Genomic DNA, 20,564 nt, shown 5'->3' on the forward strand with positions numbered 1-20,564 from the left:
GATGAACGTGTTCGCGGCCCCCGTCGCTCGCCGGGCGTGCTCAGCGCTCGATGTCGACCACCAGGCGGGTCGGGTTCTGGAGGAGGAAGGCCGAGAAGGCGCGGTCCGTGCCCTCGAGGCCGATGACGGATTGCGCCTGGCCCTCGAACTGACCCGCGAAGGCCACCCCGGCCACCCCGGTCGCCTCGTCGCTCGAGACGGTGCCCACGGGGACCTCCGTCATGGAGGTCATGGTGGGCAGGACCTGGTCGCGGATCATCACCTGGAGGAACGAGTCCCCGGGCACCTCCACGGGGAAGCCGCTGCCCTGCTGGGCGGGGGCGTCAACGTAGTCCACGGAGTATCCCGGGACGCCCTGGCCCTCGAGTTCGAAGACCACGCGGTCCTTGCCCTGGTAGTCGCCCACGCGGATCTCGGTCACGACGAGCTGGGCGCGCTCGGCGGCATCGCCGGGGTCCTCGCTCTTCGGAGCGGAGTCCGCGGGTCTGGCAGAGGGATCGGAGGTCTCGGTCTCGTCCGGTGCCAGGGCTCGGGCCAGCGCGGCCGGGGAGGATCCCGCCGTGGTCGTCTGGCTCGTGGTGGGGGTGTCGGTCGAGGTGTCGGCTCCACACCCCGCCAGACCCAGGGACACGACGGCGGTGAGGGCGGCGGCCGCGGCGAGGCGGCGGTGACGGGTACGCATACCTCCAGCCTAGGTCCCTCTGGTCACTTTTGTCCCACAAGGTGGCTACAGTTACGCCTCCCCGCGGGATGGGGCACCATGGGGTCGTGTCAGATACCGATTCCGCCACACAACCGGACTGGTGCTCCTTGCAGTCGGCTGACGAGCCGCCGGCCGGCACCGCCGCCCACGAGGAGTCGTGGGTGCTGCTGGAGGTCCCCGGACGGTGGGGGCGTGACATCTTCGACGGTGAGGCGCTGGGCGAGGACCTGTCCCGACGTCTCAAGGAGCACGTCGCGGCCTGTGGATCGCGCATGCTCTTCATCCGACGGCCCGGCCGCGAGGGCCAGCGCCTCGACCGGCACCGCTTCTATCTCTGTGACACCCGTCCCGGTCGGCGGAGCATCCGCACCGGCCGTGTCGACGGGCCCGAGGAACTGCTCGGGCTGGACCTGTCTCCCGACGGGCACGTGGCCGGGACCCGCGAGGTCGCGGCACCTGTCCCACTCGTGTGCACCCACGCCAAGCGAGACCAGTGCTGCGCCGTGCGGGGGCGCCCGGTCGCGGCCGCGCTGGAGGCACTGGTGGGCGGGCGCCTGTCCGCGCTCGATCCCGATGCCGCGGTGTGGGAGTGCTCCCACACCGGAGGGCACCGCTTCGCCCCGGTCCTGTTGCTCCCCGGCACCGGTTACACCTACGGGCCCGCGGAGGTGGCCCACGCGGCCGGGATCGTCGAGGCGGTGCTGGACGGTCGGGTCGTCACCGAGAACCTGCGGGGCCGCAGTACCTGGCCACCGGCCGGGCAGGTGGCGGAGGTCGCCGTGCGGAACTCCGGCGTGGAGGCGGGGGTGGACGACCTCGTCGTCACCCTCGACCCCGATTCCCCGCGCGTGGCCGTGGTCCGTCACACCGACGGGCGCGCCTGGCGCGTCGAGGCGGGCACCCGCCCGCTCCCCCCGCGGTCCCAGAGTTGCCGCAAGCCGCCCGGCGACGCCTCGGCGTGGGTCGTGGAGTCGTTCACCGAGCTCTGAGCCCACGCACCGGACACCGGTGGGTGAGGCCCGGTGAACTGGTACCACGGCCCCAAGACCTGGACCGAGCTCGAGCGGGTACTGTCCGGGCGTCCGGACCCGCGTGGGCCCCAGAACCCGCACCCCGGCGACGGCAGCGATGCCCCCGCCTGGTCCCGTCGACGGGGGGAGTACACCCCTCCGCAGCGGCCCCGCACACAGGGGAGCGTGCCCTACGCCGAGCTCCACGCCCATTCCGCCTTCAGCTTCCTGGACGGCGCCTCCTCGCCCGAGGCGATGGCGGAGGCGGCAGCGGAGCTGGGACTGACCGCGCTGGCGATCACCGACCACGACGGGTTGTACGGAGTCGTCCGCTTCGCCGAGGCGGCCTCCGAGCTGGGTCTCGCGACCGTCTTCGGTGCCGAACTCTCTCTGCCCGGGGGTGAACACCTGCTCGTGTTGGCCCGCGGAGGGGAGGGCTACCGCAGACTCTCGCGTGCGATCGCCCGCGCCCACCTGAGGGGCGGGGCCAAGGGCGAGCCGCGGTACGAGACCGCCGAACTCGCCGAGGCCGCCGGCGGCCACTGGTACGTGCTCACCGGCTGCCGCCGGGGACGGGTGCGGCGGGCCCTCGAGCGGGGCGGCGCGGGCGCGTCCGACTTCGACACCGCAGCCGCGGGCGCGGCGCTGACCGAGCTCGTCGAGCTGTTCGGCAGGGACCGGGTGGTCGTCGAGTTGACCTACCACGGCGTGCCCGAGGACACCGAGCGGTGTGACGCGCTGGCCACGCTCGCCGCCGCGGCGGGTCTGCCCGTCGTGGCCACCACCGCCGCGCACTGTGCGGGTCCGGAGGACGCCCGTCTGGCCTCGGTCATGGCGGCGCTCGGAGCCCGCAGCGCCTTGGAGACCCATGCCGCGCACCTGCCCGCGGCCGGCGGGGCGTACCTGCGCCCGGGGGAGGAGATGGCAGAGCTGTTCGACCGCTGGCCGGACGCCGTCACCGGCGCGGCGAGACTGGGCCGCGAGTGTGCGTTCGACCTCAGGCTCATCGCCCCCGAGCTACCGCCGTTCGACGTTCCCGAGGGCCACACCGAGGACACCCGGCTCGCCGAACTCACCTATGCGGGGGCCGAACGGCGCTACGGGAGGCGTGGGTCGGCACCGGAGGCCTACGCCCAGATCGACCGCGAGCTGGGGGTGATCGCCGAGCTGGGGTTCCCCGGCTACTTCCTGGTCGTCCACGACATCGTCGAGTTCTGTCGTAGGGAGGGGATCCTCTGCCAGGGCAGGGGTTCGGCCGCCAACTCGGCGGTCTGCTACTCCCTCGGCATCACCAACGTCGACCCGGTGGGCGCGCACCTGTTGTTCGAGCGATTCCTGTCCCCGGAGCGGGACGGTCCGCCCGATATCGACGTGGACATCGAGTCAGGTCGCCGGGAGGAGGCCATCCAGTACGTCTACTCCCGCTACGGGCGGGACCACGCCGCGCAGGTGGCCAATGTCATCACCTACCGGGGGCGGTCCGCCGTGCGGGACGTGGCCCGGGCACTCGGCTACTCCACCGGGCAGCAGGACGCGTGGTCCAAGAGCATCGACCGGTGGTCGGGGCTGAAGAACCACGATCGGGAGGCCACCGAGCACACCGTCCCGGCCGACGTGCTGGCGCTGGCCCGCAGACTCGTCGGACTGCCCCGGCACCTCGGCATCCACTCCGGCGGCATGGTGATCTGCGACCGGCCGGTGGCCGACGTGGTGCCCGTCGAGTGGGCACGAATGGCCGGGCGGACCGTCCTGCAGTGGGACAAGGACGACTGCGCGGCGGTCGGTCTGGTCAAGTTCGACATGCTGGGGCTGGGGATGCTCACGGCGCTACACCACGCCATCGACCTCGCGGCCGAGCACAAGGACCTCGAGGTGGACCTGGCCCGACTGGACCTCTCCGATCCCGAGGTCTACGAGATGCTGTGCCGGGGTGATTCCGTGGGGGTGTTCCAGGTGGAGTCGCGGGCGCAGATGGCCACGCTGCCCAGACTCCGGCCGCGGACGTTCTACGACCTCGTGGTGGAGGTGGCGCTCATCCGCCCCGGCCCCATCCAGGGCGGCTCCGTGCACCCCTACATCCGTAGACGCAACGGGCGGGAGGAGGTGGTGTTCGACCACCCCGCGCTCGAGGCGGCCCTGGGGCGGACGCTGGGGATCCCGCTGTTCCAGGAGCAGCTCATGCAGATCGCCACCGAGATCGCCGGGTTCACCGGGGCGGAGGCGGACCAGCTCCGCCGGGCGATGGGGGCCAAGCGCTCACCCGAGCGGATGGCGCGGCTGCGGGAGAGGTTCTTCGCGGGCATGCGTGACCTCCACGGCATCGGCACCAGCCCACCCGGTACGCCGGTCACCGGGCCCGAGGTGGGGGAGCGGATCTGGGAGAAGATGTGCGCGTTCGCCAACTACGGCTTCCCCGAGAGCCACTCCCAGTCCTTCGCGGCGATCGTCTACTACTCGGCGTGGTTCAAGTGCCACCACCCGGCCGTCTTCTGTGCGGCGCTGCTGCGTAGCCAGCCGATGGGGTTCTACTCGCCGCAGTCCCTCGTGGCCGACGCCCGCAGGCACGGCGTCACCGTGCACCGCCCCTGCGTCAACCGCTCGCTCGGCGGTGCCACGTGTGAGAACGGGGGCACCGAGGTGCGCCTCGGCCTGGAGTCCGTGCGGGCGATCGGCACCGACCTCGCCACGGCGATCGCCGACGAGCGCGATACCCACGGCCCGTTCCTCTCGGCCGCCGACCTCGCCGGCCGCACCGGGCTGACCGTCCGACAGATGGAGGCGCTGGCCACTGCGGGGGCCCTCGACGCGCTCGGCGTCGGGGGGCGGCGGGCGGCCCTGTGGTCGGCGGCCACCGCGGCCCGGCAACGGCCCGGGATGTTGCCCGGGCTGAGCCAGGTCGACGCCCCGGCACTGCCGGGGATGAGCGTCCTGGAACTCACCTCCGCGGATCTGGCCGCCACCGGGATCAGCCCCGAGGAGTACCCGACGGTCCACGCCCGGCCGTGGCTCGACTCCCGGGGGGTGTGCACCACCGCCGGGCTCGCCCACGTCCCCGACGGCAGCCGGGTGGAGGTCGCCGGTGCGGTCACCCACCGTCAGCGGCCCGCCACCGCCGAGGGGGTGACCTTCCTCAGCCTCGAGGATGAGACGGGCATGACCAACGTCGTGTGCTCGGTGGGCCTGTGGGCGCGCTACCGCCCGATCGTCTCCTCCGCCCCGGCGCTCATCGTCCGCGGCACCGTGGAGAACCGCTCGGGCGCGGTGAGCGTGGTGGCGGACAAGATAGAACGCCTCCACCTGGGGATGGCGATCGGCCGCAGCCGGGACTTCAGGTGATGACCACTACCCGGCCCCGGCCGAATCCGGGTTCAGCCGAGGCCGGGTTCAGGCCGAACCCGGAATCAGATGTAGCGGACGTCCTCCCCGCGCGCCCACTGCACCAGCCTGTCGGCGGTGTCCCGGCGCGAGGGCGGGTGGTAGCCCCGGGGCCATGAGGAGTACGACCGCCACGACGACACCACACGGGCCGTGTTCGACGGGGTCTCACACACCGCCCCCGTGGTGGGGGCGGCGGCGGTTCTCGTGGCCGTGATGTTCCTCGGGAGGGCTGATCGCCGGGGACCCCGTCCATCCACATGCGCCCCCGCAAGGGTTCGTCGTAGGTTCGGGTCATGATCCTGGACGACCTCCGTGCCCGCCTCGACAGCGCCTCCGTGCTCACGGACGCGGACGTGCTCGAGGGATACCGCCAGGACTGGGCCAAGGCCCCGGACCCGGGGATGCCGCTCGCCGTGGTGCGCGCGCGGTCGACCGAGGACGTGCAGGAGGTCATGCGCTGGGCGAGTGCGCACGGCGTGCCGGTGGTCCCGCGGGGGGCCGGTTCGGGACTGTCCGGGGGAGCGACGGCGGTCGAGGGCGGCATCGTGTTGTCCACCGAGCTCATGCGCGACATCGACGTCGACCCGGTCACCCGCACCGCGACAGTCCAGCCGGGTCTGCTCAACGTCGAGGTCAAGCGGGCCGTCGCCGAGCACGGACTCTGGTATCCGCCGGACCCCTCGTCGTACGAGATCTGCTCGATCGGCGGCAACATCGCCACCAACGCCGGCGGTCTGTGCTGCGTGAAGTACGGGGTGACGACCGACTACGTCCTCGGGATGACGGTGGTGTTGGCCGACGGCACCGCGGTGCGACTGGGCGGCGCGCGGCTCAAGGACACCGCCGGGTTGAGCCTGACCAAGCTCTTCGTGGGGAGCGAGGGCACGTTGGGGATCGTCACCGAGATCATCGTGCGGCTCATCCCCGAACAGCCGCCCCGTTCCACCGTGGTGGGGATCTTCCCGGACGTGGTGGCGTGCAGCGACGCCGTCCTGGCCGTCACCCGCCGGATCCGCCCGGCGATGCTCGAGTTCATGGACAACGTCTCGATCCGGGCCGTCGAGGCGGACCTGAGGATGGGCCTGGACACCTCGGCCGGTGCGATGCTGCTGGCCCAGTCCGACCTCACCGGACCCGACCGCGCGGCCGAGACGGAGTTCATGGCCGAGGCGTTCCGCACCCACGGCGCGAGCGAGGTGTTCGCGACCGACGATCCCGAGGAGGGGGAGCAGTTCACGGTCGCGCGTCGGGCCGCGTTCACCAGCCTGGGCAAGACCGGGACGCTGCTCCTCGAGGACGTCGGCGTGCCGTTGCCCGCGCTTCCCGAGCTGGTCGCCGGGATCGAGGAGATCTCGGCCCGGCGTGATGTGCCGATCGCCCTGGTCGCCCACGCCGGTGACGGCAACACGCACCCGATCATCGTGCTGGCCGACGACGACCCGGACCGCGCTCACCGGGCCCAGGCGGCGTTCGGCGAGGTGATGGACCTGGCGATCGGGATGGGAGGGACGATCACCGGCGAACACGGCGTGGGACGCCTCAAGGCGCCGTGGCTGCCCGCCCAGCTGGGCGAGGACGTGATGGAGTTGAACCGCCGCATCAAGACGGCGCTGGACCCGCAGGGGATCCTCAACCCGGGGACGATGTTCTGACGTCACCGGGGCGGCGGTCCGCTCGCGAGGTTACTGCGCGACCTCGTCGTCGTCGTCGACGTTGTTGTGGTCGCCGCCGCCGCCGTCGTCGCCGGCCGGAACCCGGACCCGCACCGCCGCCGCGACCGGCGTGCCCACCGGCACCACCCGCCCGCCCAGGGCCACCGTGATGATCCCCAGCTCGACCTGGCGGGAGACCACCTCGACCGGCGAATCGGGGCGCAGGCCGATCTCGGCCAGGTGCCGCAGGACGGAGTTGTCCCGGTCGGACACCCGCGTGACCACACCGGCGCCGCCCTCGGGCACCCGGTCCAGGGGGACGTCGGCGAGCTGGTCAAGCCGCCCGTCGCGGGTGGGGATGGGGTCGCCGTGCGGGTCGCGGCGCGGGTGGTCGAGGAAGCCGTCCAGGGCGTCGACGAACCGGTCGGAGACCACGTGCTCGAGGGCGTCGGCCTCGGCGTGCACCTCGTCCCACGGGTAGTCCAGGCACCGGGCGAGGAACGTCTCGAGGATCCGGTGGCGGCGGACCATGGCCACCGCGAACGACCTCCCGGCCTCGGTGAGCTCGACGGGCGCGTAGGGGCGGTGCTGCGCCAACCCCATGGCGGCGAGCTTGCGGACGCCCTCGGTGACGGAGGAGGGGGAGGCGCCGAGACGGTCGGCCAGCGCACCCGGGGTGACGGGCCCGCCGCCGGCCCCCAGGTGGTGGGCGGCCATGAGATAGGCCTGGATGGTCGGCGTGAGATCGGCGAGGCCTCTGGGTGCATTTGCACCGGGTACATCTGCACGGGGCGGGTCGACGGTCATGCCGTTATCATCCCCGATCGCCGGGCCCGGGCGCCCGCCGCGGCCCGCGGGATCACGCCGCGCCGGGGGGCGAACAGCTGCGCCGCGGTGAAGATGACGGCCTGCGCGAGGACCACTACCGGGCCCGGGGGGAGGTCGGCGTAGTAGCCGGCGTACAGGCCGGTGACGCCACCGACCAGGGCGACGACGACGGCGACGATCATCGTCCCCCGCATGGTGTCGGCCACCAACTGGGCGGTCGCGCCGGGGATGATGAGCGTGGCCACCACCAGGATCACGCCCACCGACTGGACCCCCGCCACGGTGGCGGTGGCGAGGGTGGCGAGCAGGAGCCCGGTCAGCGCCCGCGTCCTGAGCCCCAGGGTGTGGGCGTGCAGCCGGTCGAAGGCCAGCATGATGAGATCGCGGCGGAAGGCCAGCAGCACGATCACCGTGAACGCCGAGACCGCCAACACCTGGACGAGGTCGGAATCGCGCACCCCGAGGACGCTGCCGAACAGGATCGAGTGCAGGTCCTGCCCGCTGGGGAACCGGGCGATGAGGACCAGTCCGAACGAGAACAGGGCGGTGAAGACGATGCCCATGGCCGCGTCCTCCCGCACCGTCCCCCCCTCTCGGACCGCGCCGATGAGCGCCACCGCGACCAGCGCGGCGATGAGTGCGCCGACCGCGAACGGGATGCCGATCAGGGCGGCGATCACCACACCGGGCAGGACGGCGTGGGAGACCGCGTCACCCATGAGAGACCAGCCCATGTGGACCAGCCAGCAGCTCAGCAACGCGCCGGCCACACCGGAGGCGGCCACCACGAGCAGGGCGCGCCGCATGAACTCGTAACTCATCGGCTCGACGAGCAGATCGATCATCACAGTGCTCCCTCGGCGGTCGGCGTCCGGTCGTCGACGGCGGGCAGCCGCGCCCCGAGCAACGTGGACAGGATCTGGGGGGTGGTGGTCTCGGCCACGGGGCCGTGCGCCACCAGCCGACCGTTGAGCAGGGCGACCGAGTCCGCGAGCCGCTCGACCGTGCCCAGGTGGTGGGTGGAGACCAGTGCGGTCCGCCCCGAGGCGGTGAGCTCGCGCAGCACGTCGATGTAGACCTCCTCGCTGCCGGCGTCCATGCCGCTGAACGGTTCGTCGAGGAGCAGCAGCTCGGCCTCCTGGGCCAGGCAGCGGGCCAGCAGGACCCGTCGCCGTTGACCGCCCGAGAGCTCGCCGATGCGCCGCCCCGCGATCGGCGACAACCCGACCCGGTCCAGGGCCTCGTCGACCGCCAGTCGGTCGGCGGCGGACGGGCGGCGCCACGGACCGGTGAAGCGGCGGCGGCCCTGCATGACCACCTCACCGGCGGTGACCGGGAACCGCTCGTCGAGTCCGTCCGACTGGGGCACCGCCGCCACCCGTCCGGTGCGTAGCGCGCGCCGGACCGGGGAACCGAGGAGGCGCACCGATCCACCGGTGGGGGTGACAAGGCCGAGCAGCGACTGGAGCAGGGTGGACTTCCCGGACCCGTTGGGGCCGAGCAGCACGGTGATCTCCCCGGTCGGCACCGAGAGCGACACCGAGTCGAGCGCGCGGATCTGGCCGCGGTCGACGGTGAGGTCGGTGACGACGACGGCGGGCGGGCCCGTGTGCACGGAGAAGGGCAGTGGGCGGTCGGTCATGACGTCAGCTCCCGGGTGATCGTCTCGAGGTCGTGGTCGAGCAGGTCGAGGTAGGTGGGCACCGGGCCGCTGGGCGCGGAGAGGGAGTCGACGTACAGCAGGCCGGCGACCCTGCTGCCCGTTTCGGCCGCGACCTGCTCCATCGCCGCGCCGGAGACCGTCGACTCGCAGAAGACGGCGGGGATCTCACGATCACGCACCTCGTCGATCAGGGCGGTGACCTGACGCGGCAGCCCCTGGGACTCGCTGTTGACCGGCCACAGGTAGAGCTCCTCCAGGCCGAGGTCCCGGGCCAGGTAGGAGAACGCGCCCTCGCACGTGACCAGGACACGGCGGTCCTGCGGCACCGCCGCCACGGCCGCGCGGGCGCGGGACGCCAGCTCGTCGAGTTCGGCCACGTAGTCCTCGGCGCGAGCGAGGTACCCCTCGGCTCCCTCCGGGTCGACCTCGGTCAGGGCGCGGGCGATCGTCCGGATGTATCTCGCGCCCTCGTCGGGCGACATCCACGCGTGGGGGTTGGGCCGCCCGGTGTAGTTGCCGGAGCGCACCGGCAGCGGGTCGACCCCCTCGGAGGTGACCACGTGGCGTGCGTCGGTCCCGTCGATGAAGCGCAGCAGCCAGTCGTCCATGCCGAGACCGTTGCTCACCACCAGGTCCGCGCCCTCGACCCGCTTGAGGTCGTCGACGGACGGCTCGTACTGGTGGATGTCGGCGCCCGGGGTCGTCACCGACTCCACCCGGACCCGGTCTCCACCGACGCGGCGGGCCATGTCCGCGAGGATCGTGAAGGTCGTGGCCACCACGACCCGGTCGTCGGCCTCCCGGGCGGCGAACCGGGGCCGGTCGTCCACGTCGACCGCTCCCCAGGTGCCGGTGGTGCAGGCGGCCGCCACGATCGCGGTCACGAGTGCGACGACGACCGCGGCCGCGGGGGACCAGGGTCGCCGGCGACCGGCCCGGGGATTGCGGCCCCCGGCCAGATGAGATTTCGGCATACCGAAATATTAAGTCAAAGTGGCGGAATATCCATACCGCCTGGGTAGCCCTGCTGCCTCCAGGCCTCGTAGACCACCACGGCGGCGGCGTTGGACAGGTTCATGGAGCGGCGACCCGCCAGCATGGGGATGCGCACCGTCGCGGTCACGCGCTCGTCGGCCAGCACGTCCGGGGCCAGACCGGTGGGCTCGGGCCCGAACAGCAGGACGTCACCGGGGGAGAACCGGATCTCCGGCAGCGAGCGGTCGGCCCGCACGGTGAACGCCCACACCCGCGCCGGGAGTAGTCGCGCGTACGCGGCCTCGAGATCCTCGTGGACCTCCACGTGCGCCAGGTCGTGGTAGTCGAGCCCCGCCCGCCGCAGCTGCGGTTCGGACAGGTCGAAGCCCAGTGGCCCGGCCAGATGGAGTTCACACCCCGCCCCCGCCGCCAGCCGGATCGCGTTGCCGGTGTTGGGGGGGATGCGGGGTCGGTCGAACAACACACGCACGCCGGCTCCGGTCATGGCGGCCATTCTCGCAGTGCGCTGGCGACGTGGCCGCTCCGGAGTGGGATACTGGCGCCCGTGACCGCTATCAAGCTGGACGGAAAGCTCACCCGCGACGAGATCGTCGCCGACCTCACCGACCGGGTCGCCGCGTTGCGCGACAAGGGCACCACCCCGGGGCTGGGAACGGTCCTGGTGGGCGACGACCCGGGCAGCCACTCCTACGTCAAGATGAAGCACCGCGACTGCGAGCAGGTCGGCATCGCCTCCATCCGGCGTGACCTGCCCGCCGAGACCGGTCAGGCCGAGCTCGAGGCCGTGATCGACGAGCTCAACGCCGATCCCGCGTGTACCGGGTACATCGTTCAGCTGCCGCTGCCGAAGCACCTCGACGAGAACGCGATCCTCGAGCGCATCGACCCGGCCAAGGACGCGGACGGACTGCATCCCGTCAACCTCGGCAAGCTGGTCCTCAACGCGACGGCCCCTCTGCCGTGCACCCCCAACGGCGCCATCCACCTCCTGCGGCGATTCGGTGTCGAACTCGACGGGGCACACGTGGTGGTGATCGGCCGCGGGGTCACCGTGGGGCGCCCGATCGGGCTGATGCTCACCCGCCGCAGCGAGAACTCGACCGTCACCCTGTGCCACACCGGAACCCGGGACCTGGCCGCCGAGACGCGGCGGGCCGACGTGATCGTGGCCGCGGCCGGGGTGGCCCACATGCTCACGCCGGACATGGTCAAGCCGGGCGCGGCGATCCTCGACGTGGGGGTGTCCCGGCTCGACGGGAAGCTGGCCGGCGACGTCCACCCGGACGTGTGGGACGTCGCCGGTGCGGTCTCCCCGAACCCGGGTGGCGTCGGTCCGCTCACGCGGGCGTTCCTGCTGGCCAACGTGGTCGAGCGCTGCGAGCGGCTCGCCGCGGGGACGTCCTAGGCCCGCATGACCCACCCCGCCCCCGACCGGCCGCGGCCGACCGATGCCCGGCCGCGGCGCACCCGGCCCGCGCGGCTGCGCTTGTCCCAGATCCGGGCCCAGTGGCCGCTCGCGCTGGTGCTCGTCGGCATGGCGGTGTCACTCGGGTTCGTGATGTTCGAGCGGTGGCGCCGCGGTGCGTTCCTGCTGGGCCTCGTGGCCCTGGCCGCCGCGGTCCTGCGGGGGGTGGTGCCCGACGAGCGCGCGCGGCTGCTCGGCGTGCGGAGCAAGGGCTTCGACGTGGCCTTCTACGTGGTGATCGGCGCGGTCGTCCTGTGGCTCGCCACGTCGATCGACTCCCTCGGGACGGGCTGAGGCCGACCCGTCACACGCCCGACCAGGTCAGCTCCGGACCAGGTCAGCTCCCGGACCAGGTCAGCTCCGGACTAGGTCAGCTCCGGACTAGGTCAGTCGCAGGGGGACGCCCTCGCGGACGTGGTCGCGGACGCCGTCCGAGGCGAGCAGCACCCCCATCGCCACCAGAGCGCACAGCGAGAGCACGCTCCCCAGCACCGAGATGAACGTGACGCTGTCGACCACCATCCGCGCGAGCGAGCTCACGACGAGCAGCGCCACCGCCACCGCGATGACGACGCGGGCCGCACGGTGGGCGCGCCACAGCAGCACCGCGCCCACGATCAGCAGCACCCCCAGCGCCAGCGACGACGCGGCGGTCACCGCCATCGGCCCGTACTCGGTGGTGTCGCCGCCGCCGCTGGCCGTGGCGGTGATCCCCAGCAGCGTGGCGAAGCCGATGGCCACGCCGATGATGCCGAGCCCCACTGCCAGTCCCGTCAGGCCGAGGGCGGCGGGCCGGGGGCTGTGATCGCGGTCGGTCATGCATGTCCTCGGGTTCGGTCGGGGGATCCCTGTGCGGCGAGTTCGAGCGTCCTGGCGAGCATGGGGCCCACCACGTCGGACTCGGTGAGGAAGCCGTCGTGACCCGCCGGGCTGTCGATCACCACCAGTGGATCGGCGCCGGGCAACAGCGCGGCGAGCTCCTCCTGCTGGCGCAGGGGATAGAGGCGGTCGGTGGTCACCCCGCCGATCACACAGGGAACGGGACAGGAGCGCAGGGCCTGTTCGACCCCGCCTCGTCCCAGGCCCACGTCGTGACGGTTGAGTGCGTCGGTGAGCAGGACATAGGTGCAGGCGTCGAAGCGGGAGACGAGCTTGCCGGCCTGGTGGTCGAGGTAGGACTGCACGGCGAAGCGCCCCGACATCGACAGGTCCTCGCCCCGGGGGTCCTCACCGGGTTGCGGACGGTTGGCGAACCGCTCGTCCAGTTCCAGCTCTCCCCGGTAGGACAGGTGCGCGATGCGACGGGCGATCCCGAGTCCGGCGACGGGGGTGCGGCCGGTGCCGTGGTACCCGCCCTGCTGCCAGTGGGGGTCGGAGGTCACGGCCATGATCTGCGCGGTCTGCACCCCGATCTGGTCCGCGGAGGCGCGCGCCCCGACCGCGAGGACACAGCCCGCCCGGACGCGGTCCGGATGGGTGACCATCCACTCGAGGGTCCTGGCCCCGCCCATGGAACCGCCGATCACCGCGGCCCACCGCTCGATCCCCAGCAGGTCGGCCAGGACCCGCTCGGCCTCCACCATGTCGCGGACGGACACGGCCGGGAAGCGGGCGCCCCAGTAGTGGCCGTCGGGGTGCAGTGAACTGGGGCCCGTCGACCCCCGACACCCGCCGAGCACGTTGACCGACAGCACGCAGTAGCGGTCGGTGTCCAGCGGCAGCCCGGGCCCGACGAGTCCGTTCCACCACCCGGGCGTCGGGTGGAGCGAGTCCACGGAGCCGACCACGTGGGAGTCCCCGGTCAGCGCGTGTTCGACCAGGACGATGTTGGACCGGTCCTCCGAGATCCGGCCCCACCGCTGCACCGCGAGGGTCACCCCCGGGAGGACGACACCCGTGACCAGCGTGAGGTCGCCGATGGCGACACGGCCGAGGGTGCCGTCGCCCGGGGGCAACAGCGCGAGTGGATCGGTGGGGCGGACCATGCGGGCGGACGTCAGGAGAGCGCGGCGAAACCGAGCTCGAGGTCACCGATGATGTCGTCGACGGCCTCGATGCCCACCGACAGACGGACGGTCGCCGTGGTGACCCCGGCGATCGCGTTGGCCTCGGGCGTGCCCTGGGAATGGGTGGTGGTGGCCGGGTGGCACACCAGCGACCGGACGTCGCCGATGTTGACCAGGCACGAGTGCAGCTTGAGCGCGTCGATGAACGTCCACGCCCGCGTCGTGATGTCCTCCTCGGACGCGCCCTGCGGCACCGCGAGGTCGAACGTGACGATCGCGCCCGCACCCTTGGGGGACAGCTTCTTCTGCAGCGCGTTGTACGGCGAGGAGGCCAGGCCGGCGTACTGGACGCCCGCCACGTCCTCGCGCGCCTCGAGCCACTCGGCCACCCGCTGCGCGTTGGACACATGGCGCTCGATGCGCAGGCTCAGGGTGTCGATGCCCTGGACCAGGGTCCACGCGTTGAACGGGGAGGCCGCCGCGCCGGTGTCGCGCAGGAGCGTCACGCGGGCCTTGAGCGCGAGGGCGGGCGCCCCGAGGTCGGCGTAGACCAGACCGTGGTACGCGGGATCCGGGGTGGTGAAGGACGGGAACACGTCCTGCCCGTCCCGCTGCACGCGCCAGTCGAACTTCCCGCCGTCGACCAGGACGCCGCCGAGGGAGGCGCCGTGGCCGCCGAGGTACTTGGTGGCCGAGGAGACGACGACATCCGCCCCCAGCTCCAGCGGGCGGATGAGGTACGGGGTGGCCACCGTGTTGTCGATGACGAGCGGAACCTGGTTGCGGTGCGCGACCTCGGCGATCGCCGGGATGTCGAGGATGTCGTTCAGCGGGTTCGAGATGGACTCGCCGTAGAACAGCTTGGTGTCCGGCCGTACCGCCGCCTGCCAGGAGGCGGGGTCGTCCGGGTTCTCCACGAACGTGGTCTCGATGCCGTACTTGGGCAGCGTGTGCCGGAGCAGGGTGTCGGTACCGCCGTAGAGGCGGGGGGAGGCCACCACGTGGCCACCGGACTGCGCGATCGCCTGGATGACCGCGGTCTCGGCGGCCTGGCCGGACGCGAAGAGCAGCCCGGCGACGCCGCCCTCGAGCGACGCGATGCGATCCTCCGCGGCGGCGACCGTGGGGTTGGTGATCCGGGTGTAGATCGGGCCCATCTCGGCGAGCGCGAACCGGTCCGCGGCCTGCTTGGCGTCCGCGAAGACGTACGAGGTGGTCTGGTAGATCGGCAGGTTGCGCGCACCGGTGTCGGAGTCGACCGGCTGACCGGCGTGGATCTGGCGGGTCTCGAAGGCCCAGTCGGGATTGCTGTTGTCGTACGTCATCGGGGCGGAGCCCCTCCTCTCGTCAGAAGGGTCCGGCCGCTTGACGACAGCGGACCCGCGCTTGCCTGTCACCCGGGTGGGTGGTGGCCAGGTCGTCTCCCGGGGCACCCCACCGCGGTGGAGGGTTGCCGTCCAGCGAGCCGGGGCTTGTCGCTGGAACTCATGACCTGGGGAGAGGTTAGCCTAAGCCGCTCGGCGGCGGCAACGAGGGGTAACGGCGCGCAGGGGCCTCTCGGGAACCGGGCGGATCCGTAAGATGAGGCGTACGTCACAGTGGTGCCGACACGCGGGCCCCGGAGGGGCGAGCGGGGAGAGAGGGTCCGATGGCCAGGATCAAGGTCGAGGGGACGGTCGTCGAACTCGACGGCGACGAGATGACCCGCATCATCTGGAAGTTCATCAAGGACGAGCTCATCCACCCCTACCTGGACGTGGACCTCGAGTACTACGACCTCGGCATCTCCAACCGCGACGCCACGGACGACCAGGTCACCGTGGACGCCGCCAACGCCATCAAGAAGCACGGGGTGGGGGTCAAGTGCGCGACCATCACGCCGGACGAGGCCCGCATGGAGGAGTTCGGTCTCAAGCGGATGTACCGCTCGCCGAACGGCACGATCCGCAACATCCTCGGCGGGACGATCTTCCGCGCCCCGATCATCATCTCCACCGTCCCCCGCCTGGTGCCGGGCTGGACCAAGCCGATCATCGTCGGCCGGCACGCCTTTGGCGACCAGTACCGCGCCACCGACTTCAGGGTGCCCGGAGCGGGCACTGTCACCATCACCTACACGCCGGCCGACGGTTCCGAGCCGATCGAGCACGAGATCGTCGAGATGCCGGACGACGGCGGTGTGGTCATGGGGATGTACAACTTCACCGAGTCCATCGAGGACTTCGCACGCGCGTCGTTCAACTACGGACTGCAGCACGGTTACCCGGTGTACCTGTCGACCAAGAACACGATCCTCAAGGCCTACGACGGCGCGTTCAAGGACATCTTCCAGGACGTCTTCGACCGCGAGTTCAAGGCGGATTTCGACGCCGCCGACCTGACCTACGAGCACCGACTCATCGACGACATGGTCGCCTCCGCGCTCAAGTGGGAGGGCGGGTACGTCTGGGCCTGCAAGAACTATGACGGCGACGTGCAGTCCGACACGGTGGCCCAGGGCTTCGGCTCGCTCGGCCTGATGACCTCGGTCCTGCTCACTCCGGACGGGAAGACCTGCGAGGCCGAGGCCGCGCACGGGACGGTCACCCGCCACTTCCGGCGGCACCAGCAGGGCGAGCCCACCTCCACCAACCCGATCGCGTCGATCTTCGCCTGGACCCGCGGGCTCGAGCACCGGGGCACTCTCGACAACACCCCCGAGGTCATCGAGTTCGCGCACCAACTCGAGGACGTCGTCATCTCGACCGTCGAGGGCGGCCAGATGACCAAGGATCTCGCCCTCCTGGTCGGCGAGGACCAGGACCACCTCACCACCGAGGATTTCCTCGCCGCCCTGGACCAGAACCTCAAGAGGGCCCGCGCCTGAGCGGCTACGGTGTCGGACAGTGGTCCATCTCACATGAGGGCCGCCGTCCGCCGACCCGCGAGCACCCGAGGAGCACCACGTGGACCAGAGTCCCCTGATCGACATAGGCCTGCCCGTCGCGCTGGCGATCATCATGGTCGGCATCGGGCTCAGCCTGACCAAGGAGGACTTCGCGGTCCAGGCCAGGTCGCCGTGGGCCACGATCGTCGGACTGTTCGGCCAGCTGGTCCTGGTGCCGCTGACGGGCGTGGTCGTGGCCCTGGTCTTCGGGCTCCCCGCGATGCTGGCCCTCGGCGTCGTCCTGGTCGCGGCGACCCCCGGCGGGGCGACGTCCAACCTCATCACCTATCTGGCCCGCGGCAACGTCGCGCTGTCGGTCATCCTCACCGCCCTGACCTCCGTGGCCGTGATCCTCACGCTGCCGATGTGGTTCGGTATCGGCGCGCGGGTCATCCCGGGGGCCTCCGACGCCGAGGTGACCGTCCCGCTCGGCCAGACCTTCGGGCTCCTCCTGGGTGTCATCCTCATCCCGGTCCTTCTCGGCATGCTCCTCCGCGCGAGGAGGCCCGCCCTGGCCGCCCGCATCGAGCGCTTCGTGGGCATCGTCGGACTCGTCGTCCTGGTGCTGCTCATCGTGGGCATCGTGCTCGGCGAGAGGGACCGCATCGTCGACCTCGTCGTGGCCGTGGGACCCGCGGTCGTCGTCCTGAACCTGGCTCTGATCGTGGTGGGCGGACTGCTCGCCTGGGTGTGCCGGCTGCGCCGCGCCGAACAGATCGCGATCGCGGTCGAGTTCGGCATCAAGAACACCACGTTGACCCTGCTCATCGCCTTCACCGTGATCGGCGACGAGGAGGTGGGGCTGGCCGCCGCCGTCTACAGCATCGTCATGTACGTCACCGCGTTCCTGGTGGTCTACGGCGGTCGGCGCCTCATGCGCACCGCCCCCTGATCGGGTCTGTCAGGGCGGGCCCGCGCAGGGGTGGGCGTAGCCTGCTCCGGTGACCACGAGCCCCGCCACCGGCCCCGCGCCGACCCCCCGCCGCGTGGCGGTCGCGATCCTCGCCCTGGCGCTGGGCGGGTTCGGCATCGGCGTCACGGAGTTCGCGGCGATGGGCCTGTTGAGGTCGATCGCCGACGACTTCGGGCTCACCGAACCACAGGCGGGACACGTCATCACCGCCTATGCGCTCGGGGTGGTCGTGGGCGCACCGCTGTTGACCGTGTGGACCTCCCGGTGGCGCCGCCGCACCCTGCTCCTGGTGCTCATGGCGTTGTTCACCGTGGGCAACACCGCCGCCGCCTTCGCGCCCTCCGCCGAGATCCTGGTGGCCGCGCGCTTCCTCGCCGGCATCCCGCACGGGGCCTACTTCGGTGTGGCCTCGCTGGTCGCGGCCTCGCTCGCCGGCCCGGGCAAGCAGGCTCGCGCGGTGTCGCTGGTCCTGCTGGGTCTGTCGGTGGCGACCGTGATCGGTGTCCCCGCGGCCACGTGGCTCGGGGAGGCCGCCGGGTGGCAGGCGGCCTTCCTCGCGGTCGGGGTGATCGGGGCACTGACCGTGGCGGCCATCTTCGTCGTCGTCCCCGAACCGTCGGGCGCGGTGGTGGTCAGGGCGCGCGAGGAGTTGGCCGCGCTGGCCCGCCCGCAGATCCTGGCGACCCTGGCCGTGGGCGGTGTGGGGTTCGGCGGGATGTTCGCCGTCTACACCTACATCCAGTGGACGATGGTCGACGTCGCGGGGATCGACCGCGGCTGGATGCCCGCAGTGCTGGCCGTCTACGGTCTCGGCATGGTGACCGGCAACCTGCTGGGCGGCGTGGTCGCGGACCGGGACCTCGACCGCGGGTTGGTCGCGATCGCCTCGGCCATGACCGTGGTCCTGGCCCTGTTCACGGTGGCCGCGCACCATCCGGTCACGGCACTGGTGGGCCTGTTCCTCGTGGGGGCGACGGGGTCGGCACTCGTGCCCGGACTGCAGGCCCGGCTGATGCAGTACGCGGGCCGGGGGCAGACGCTGGCGGCCGCGCTCAATCACTCGGCGCTCAACGCCGCCAACGCCCTGGGGGCGTGGCTCGGCGGAGTGGTGATCGCGCTGGGCTTCGGCTACACCTCCCCGGCCCTCGCGGGGGCCGCCCTCGCGGCGGCCGGATTGGCGATCCTCGTAGGCGCGGTTCTGGCCGCCCCCCGACCGGACCGGGACGTGGTCACGACGGGGTGAGCGCCGGCACGAGCCACCGGTCGAGCAGCGCCCGGACCTCGTCCTCCGGGCGCGGCACGTCCGTGGAGGAGTCCAACAGCGAGATGAGCAGTCGCATGATCATCTCCGCGAGACCGTCGAGGTCGGCGTCGGAGACCCCGGCGTCCGCCCACTCCACGGGGAACCGGCGCAGCATCGCCGAGCCGTAGTCGAGCATCATCGGCGAGGTGGCCGCCCGGCTGAAGGTGGCGGTGTCGCCGAGTTGCAGCAGCAGGTTGAGTCGTGGGTCGCTCGGCACCGTGCGCAGACAGAACAGGATGCCCTCGACCACGGCCTCCGCCGGGGTCCGGCTGCCCTCGAGGTGGGAGACCATCCGGTCGACGAAGTCCTCGGCACCACGAGCCGCGACGACGCTCACGATCTCGCCGATGCTCCCGAGGTGTCGGTACACCGTCTGCCGGGTCACGCCGAGCTCGGCCGCGACGTCGGAGAGCGTCGTCTTGGCGACCCCGTGCCGGTCGATCAGGCCGGCGGTGGCGTCGATGATGCGCTGACGCGCCTCCTCCTCGTCCGCCGGGGGCCGGCCGCCCCACCCGTGTCTCGCCATCGGATCAGGGTGTCACATCGGCCCCGCGCGTCCGCGGATCCCCGGTGCCCGCGGTGGTGCCGGGGGCGGAGTCGACCTCGCCGGAGGGGGACCGGGTCGCCAGGAGCGCCGCGACGACGAACCAGGTCGCGACCGCGAAGCAGGCGAGCGCGTACCACCCGCTCCCGATCGGGGTGCCTCCGGCGGTGACCCCGTCCGTCGCTCCCAGGAAGGCCGGGAGTGCCGCGATCCAGAACGCCGCGTGTACACCGACGTAGAGGGCAGGGTAGACGCGGACGAAGGCCGGTGAGGCGACCGGTGGCGTGGAGCCCCGCCAGGTCCGGCGGGTCCCGTCCGCCAGCAGCCACAGGCCGACGAGCCAGAGGATGCCGAGGAACGTCCAGAGGATGGTCCGTTGGAGGGTTCCCTCGCTCTCGGCGTCCACGCCGACCCTGGTGGGCGCGGCCAGGATCACCATGAGCACCGGGGTGAGCACCCCCGCGACGACGGTCCGCCAGGCCACCGAGCCGCCGCCGATGGGCGTTCCGGTGCGCCCGGGCCCGCCCAGGAGCGTGACGACGAGCCACACCATGACGCCGAAGGACACCGAGGCGAACACCCACATGCTGTTCATCGGTACGGAGGCGAACATCGGCGTGTTGATCATGTTGTCGGGGTTCCACGCCCACCACCTGAGCTGGGGCCCGAGTTGGTCGAAGATCTCGTAGAACACCTGGCTGGCGAACGCGGTGGCGATCGCCCCGATCGCGGCCCCGCGCCGGGCGAAGATCCCCAGGGCGCGGACGAGCTCGTAGGTGAGCTGTGAGATCACCGGGTAGAACGCCACGATGTACAGCGGCAGTCGGTCGAACATGAACTGCACGGTGAAGACGTTGTGGGAGAAGATGAAGCCCACGTAGTCCTGCAGACCGAACCACTCGGGGAAGTACAGCGGCGGCTCGATGACCGCCAGGTAGATCAGGGAGGCGAACCACAGCCCGAGGTTGACCGGGTCGCCGTCGCGCCTCCAGCGCCGCCACGCGTGCACGAGGGCGAAGACCGCACCGGCGATGATCAGCACCTCGAGCAGGGGCATGGTCCAGTGCTCGAGGGCGAACGGTGAGCGAACGGCCCCCACGGGGTGTGCGTCGTCGCAGGAGAAGCCGAGGAAATCGGCGACCTGCCGGGCATCGGGTTCACAGGAGTACGCCATCGC

19 protein-coding genes and 1 riboswitch are annotated in these 20,564 nt (G+C 71.8%); of the genes, 8 read left to right on the plus strand and 11 right to left on the minus strand.

Annotated elements, in window-relative coordinates; all coding sequences use genetic code 11:
• Nucleotides 1-40: 40 nt before the first annotated feature.
• Nucleotides 41-682, minus strand: coding sequence for an AMIN-like domain-containing (lipo)protein (locus tag ABD250_RS06735; protein WP_344391420.1), 642 nt, complete (start codon nucleotides 680-682; stop codon nucleotides 41-43).
• Between the two features lie 86 nt (nucleotides 683-768).
• On the opposite strand from ABD250_RS06735, the gene ABD250_RS06740 reads away from it, so the two are divergent.
• The 3 genes from ABD250_RS06740 to ABD250_RS06750 all read left to right on the plus strand — a co-directional run bounded on the left by ABD250_RS06740 (nucleotide 769) and on the right by ABD250_RS06750 (nucleotide 6,743).
• Nucleotides 769-1,692 carry a ferredoxin family protein gene (locus ABD250_RS06740; protein ID WP_344391423.1) on the plus strand — a complete coding sequence of 308 codons (924 nt, stop codon included), beginning with the start codon at nucleotides 769-771 and terminating at the stop codon, nucleotides 1,690-1,692.
• Between the two features lie 33 nt (nucleotides 1,693-1,725).
• Nucleotides 1,726-5,049, plus strand: a complete 3,324-nt coding sequence (locus tag ABD250_RS06745; protein ID WP_344391425.1) for an error-prone DNA polymerase — start codon at nucleotides 1,726-1,728, stop codon at nucleotides 5,047-5,049.
• A gap of 335 nt (nucleotides 5,050-5,384) precedes the next feature.
• Nucleotides 5,385-6,743 (plus strand): FAD-binding oxidoreductase, encoded by a 1,359-nt coding sequence (locus ABD250_RS06750; protein ID WP_344391426.1) that lies wholly within the window; start codon nucleotides 5,385-5,387, stop codon nucleotides 6,741-6,743.
• Nucleotides 6,744-6,773: 30 nt separating this feature from the next.
• Here the strand turns inward: ABD250_RS06750 and ABD250_RS06755 are convergent, their stop codons facing one another.
• Genes ABD250_RS06755 through ABD250_RS06775 form a run of 5 tightly spaced genes read right to left on the minus strand, consistent with a single transcriptional unit; the run spans nucleotide 6,774 to nucleotide 10,714 of the window.
• Nucleotides 6,774-7,550 (minus strand): metal-dependent transcriptional regulator, encoded by a 777-nt coding sequence (locus ABD250_RS06755; protein ID WP_344391428.1) that lies wholly within the window; start codon nucleotides 7,548-7,550, stop codon nucleotides 6,774-6,776.
• Nucleotides 7,547-8,416 (minus strand): metal ABC transporter permease, encoded by an 870-nt coding sequence (locus ABD250_RS06760; RefSeq protein WP_182658738.1) that lies wholly within the window; start codon nucleotides 8,414-8,416, stop codon nucleotides 7,547-7,549. Before ABD250_RS06760 ends, ABD250_RS06755 begins: the two co-directional genes overlap by 4 nt.
• The gene (locus ABD250_RS06765; RefSeq protein ID WP_259846646.1) at nucleotides 8,416-9,213 is read right to left on the minus strand and encodes a metal ABC transporter ATP-binding protein; all 798 of its coding nucleotides are present in this window, start codon (nucleotides 9,211-9,213) and stop codon (nucleotides 8,416-8,418) included. Before ABD250_RS06765 ends, ABD250_RS06760 begins: the two co-directional genes overlap by 1 nt.
• On the minus strand, nucleotides 9,210-10,208 hold the full coding sequence (locus ABD250_RS06770; RefSeq protein ID WP_182617968.1) for a metal ABC transporter substrate-binding protein: 999 nt from the start codon (nucleotides 10,206-10,208) through the stop codon (nucleotides 9,210-9,212). The genes ABD250_RS06765 and ABD250_RS06770 overlap by 4 nt, the downstream gene beginning before the upstream one ends.
• A 14-nt stretch (nucleotides 10,209-10,222) precedes the next feature.
• Complete coding sequence (locus ABD250_RS06775; RefSeq protein ID WP_095717925.1) at nucleotides 10,223-10,714, minus strand: tRNA (cytidine(34)-2'-O)-methyltransferase; 492 nt, start codon at nucleotides 10,712-10,714, stop codon at nucleotides 10,223-10,225.
• Between the two features lie 60 nt (nucleotides 10,715-10,774).
• Here ABD250_RS06775 and ABD250_RS06780 point away from each other — a divergent pair, with 60 nt between their 5' ends.
• The gene (locus tag ABD250_RS06780; RefSeq protein WP_182658736.1) at nucleotides 10,775-11,635 is read left to right on the plus strand and encodes a bifunctional methylenetetrahydrofolate dehydrogenase/methenyltetrahydrofolate cyclohydrolase; all 861 of its coding nucleotides are present in this window, start codon (nucleotides 10,775-10,777) and stop codon (nucleotides 11,633-11,635) included.
• Nucleotides 11,636-11,641: 6 nt separating this feature from the next.
• Nucleotides 11,642-11,989, plus strand: coding sequence for a DUF3017 domain-containing protein (locus ABD250_RS06785; RefSeq protein ID WP_344391431.1), 348 nt, complete (start codon nucleotides 11,642-11,644; stop codon nucleotides 11,987-11,989).
• An 87-nt stretch (nucleotides 11,990-12,076) separates the two neighbouring features.
• Here the strand turns inward: ABD250_RS06785 and ABD250_RS06790 are convergent, their stop codons facing one another.
• The 3 genes from ABD250_RS06790 to ABD250_RS06800 are packed head-to-tail and all read right to left on the minus strand — an operon-like array spanning nucleotide 12,077 to nucleotide 15,026.
• A complete protein-coding gene (locus tag ABD250_RS06790; RefSeq protein ID WP_179524716.1) occupies nucleotides 12,077-12,514 on the minus strand; it encodes a hypothetical protein in 438 nt (145 codons plus the stop codon).
• Nucleotides 12,511-13,680 carry a homoserine O-acetyltransferase MetX gene (gene metX, locus ABD250_RS06795; protein ID WP_179524717.1) on the minus strand — a complete coding sequence of 390 codons (1,170 nt, stop codon included), beginning with the start codon at nucleotides 13,678-13,680 and terminating at the stop codon, nucleotides 12,511-12,513. The genes ABD250_RS06790 and metX overlap by 4 nt, the downstream gene beginning before the upstream one ends.
• 11 nt (nucleotides 13,681-13,691) lie before the next feature.
• A complete protein-coding gene (locus tag ABD250_RS06800; protein ID WP_182618216.1) occupies nucleotides 13,692-15,026 on the minus strand; it encodes an O-acetylhomoserine aminocarboxypropyltransferase/cysteine synthase family protein in 1,335 nt (444 codons plus the stop codon).
• Nucleotides 15,027-15,078: 52 nt separating this feature from the next.
• A riboswitch (SAM riboswitch) is annotated at nucleotides 15,079-15,194 on the minus strand.
• A gap of 155 nt (nucleotides 15,195-15,349) precedes the next feature.
• Between ABD250_RS06800 and ABD250_RS06805 the strand changes: the two genes are divergently transcribed.
• The 3 genes from ABD250_RS06805 (at nucleotide 15,350) to ABD250_RS06815 (ending at nucleotide 18,783) form a co-directional block, all read left to right on the plus strand.
• Entirely contained in the window at nucleotides 15,350-16,567 is a 1,218-nt protein-coding gene (locus ABD250_RS06805) for an NADP-dependent isocitrate dehydrogenase (protein WP_182618215.1), read from the plus strand.
• Between the two features lie 79 nt (nucleotides 16,568-16,646).
• Complete coding sequence (locus ABD250_RS06810) at nucleotides 16,647-17,519, plus strand: bile acid:sodium symporter (protein WP_182639157.1); 873 nt, start codon at nucleotides 16,647-16,649, stop codon at nucleotides 17,517-17,519.
• 49 nt (nucleotides 17,520-17,568) lie between these two features.
• Complete coding sequence (locus ABD250_RS06815) at nucleotides 17,569-18,783, plus strand: MFS transporter (RefSeq protein ID WP_338404133.1); 1,215 nt, start codon at nucleotides 17,569-17,571, stop codon at nucleotides 18,781-18,783.
• Here the strand turns inward: ABD250_RS06815 and ABD250_RS06820 are convergent.
• Together ABD250_RS06820 and ABD250_RS06825 are read right to left on the minus strand one after the other, a co-directional pair.
• A complete protein-coding gene (locus ABD250_RS06820) occupies nucleotides 18,770-19,369 on the minus strand; it encodes a TetR/AcrR family transcriptional regulator (protein WP_182658009.1) in 600 nt (199 codons plus the stop codon). The two genes, ABD250_RS06815 and ABD250_RS06820, sit on opposite strands and share 14 nt — an antisense overlap.
• A 4-nt stretch (nucleotides 19,370-19,373) precedes the next feature.
• Complete coding sequence (locus tag ABD250_RS06825; RefSeq protein ID WP_206685725.1) at nucleotides 19,374-20,561, minus strand: hypothetical protein; 1,188 nt, start codon at nucleotides 20,559-20,561, stop codon at nucleotides 19,374-19,376.
• Between the last annotated feature and the right edge of the window lie 3 nt (nucleotides 20,562-20,564).

Source organism: Dietzia cercidiphylli, assembly GCF_039531545.1.
In the GTDB taxonomy this organism is placed as follows: domain Bacteria; phylum Actinomycetota; class Actinomycetes; order Mycobacteriales; family Mycobacteriaceae; genus Dietzia; species Dietzia natronolimnaea.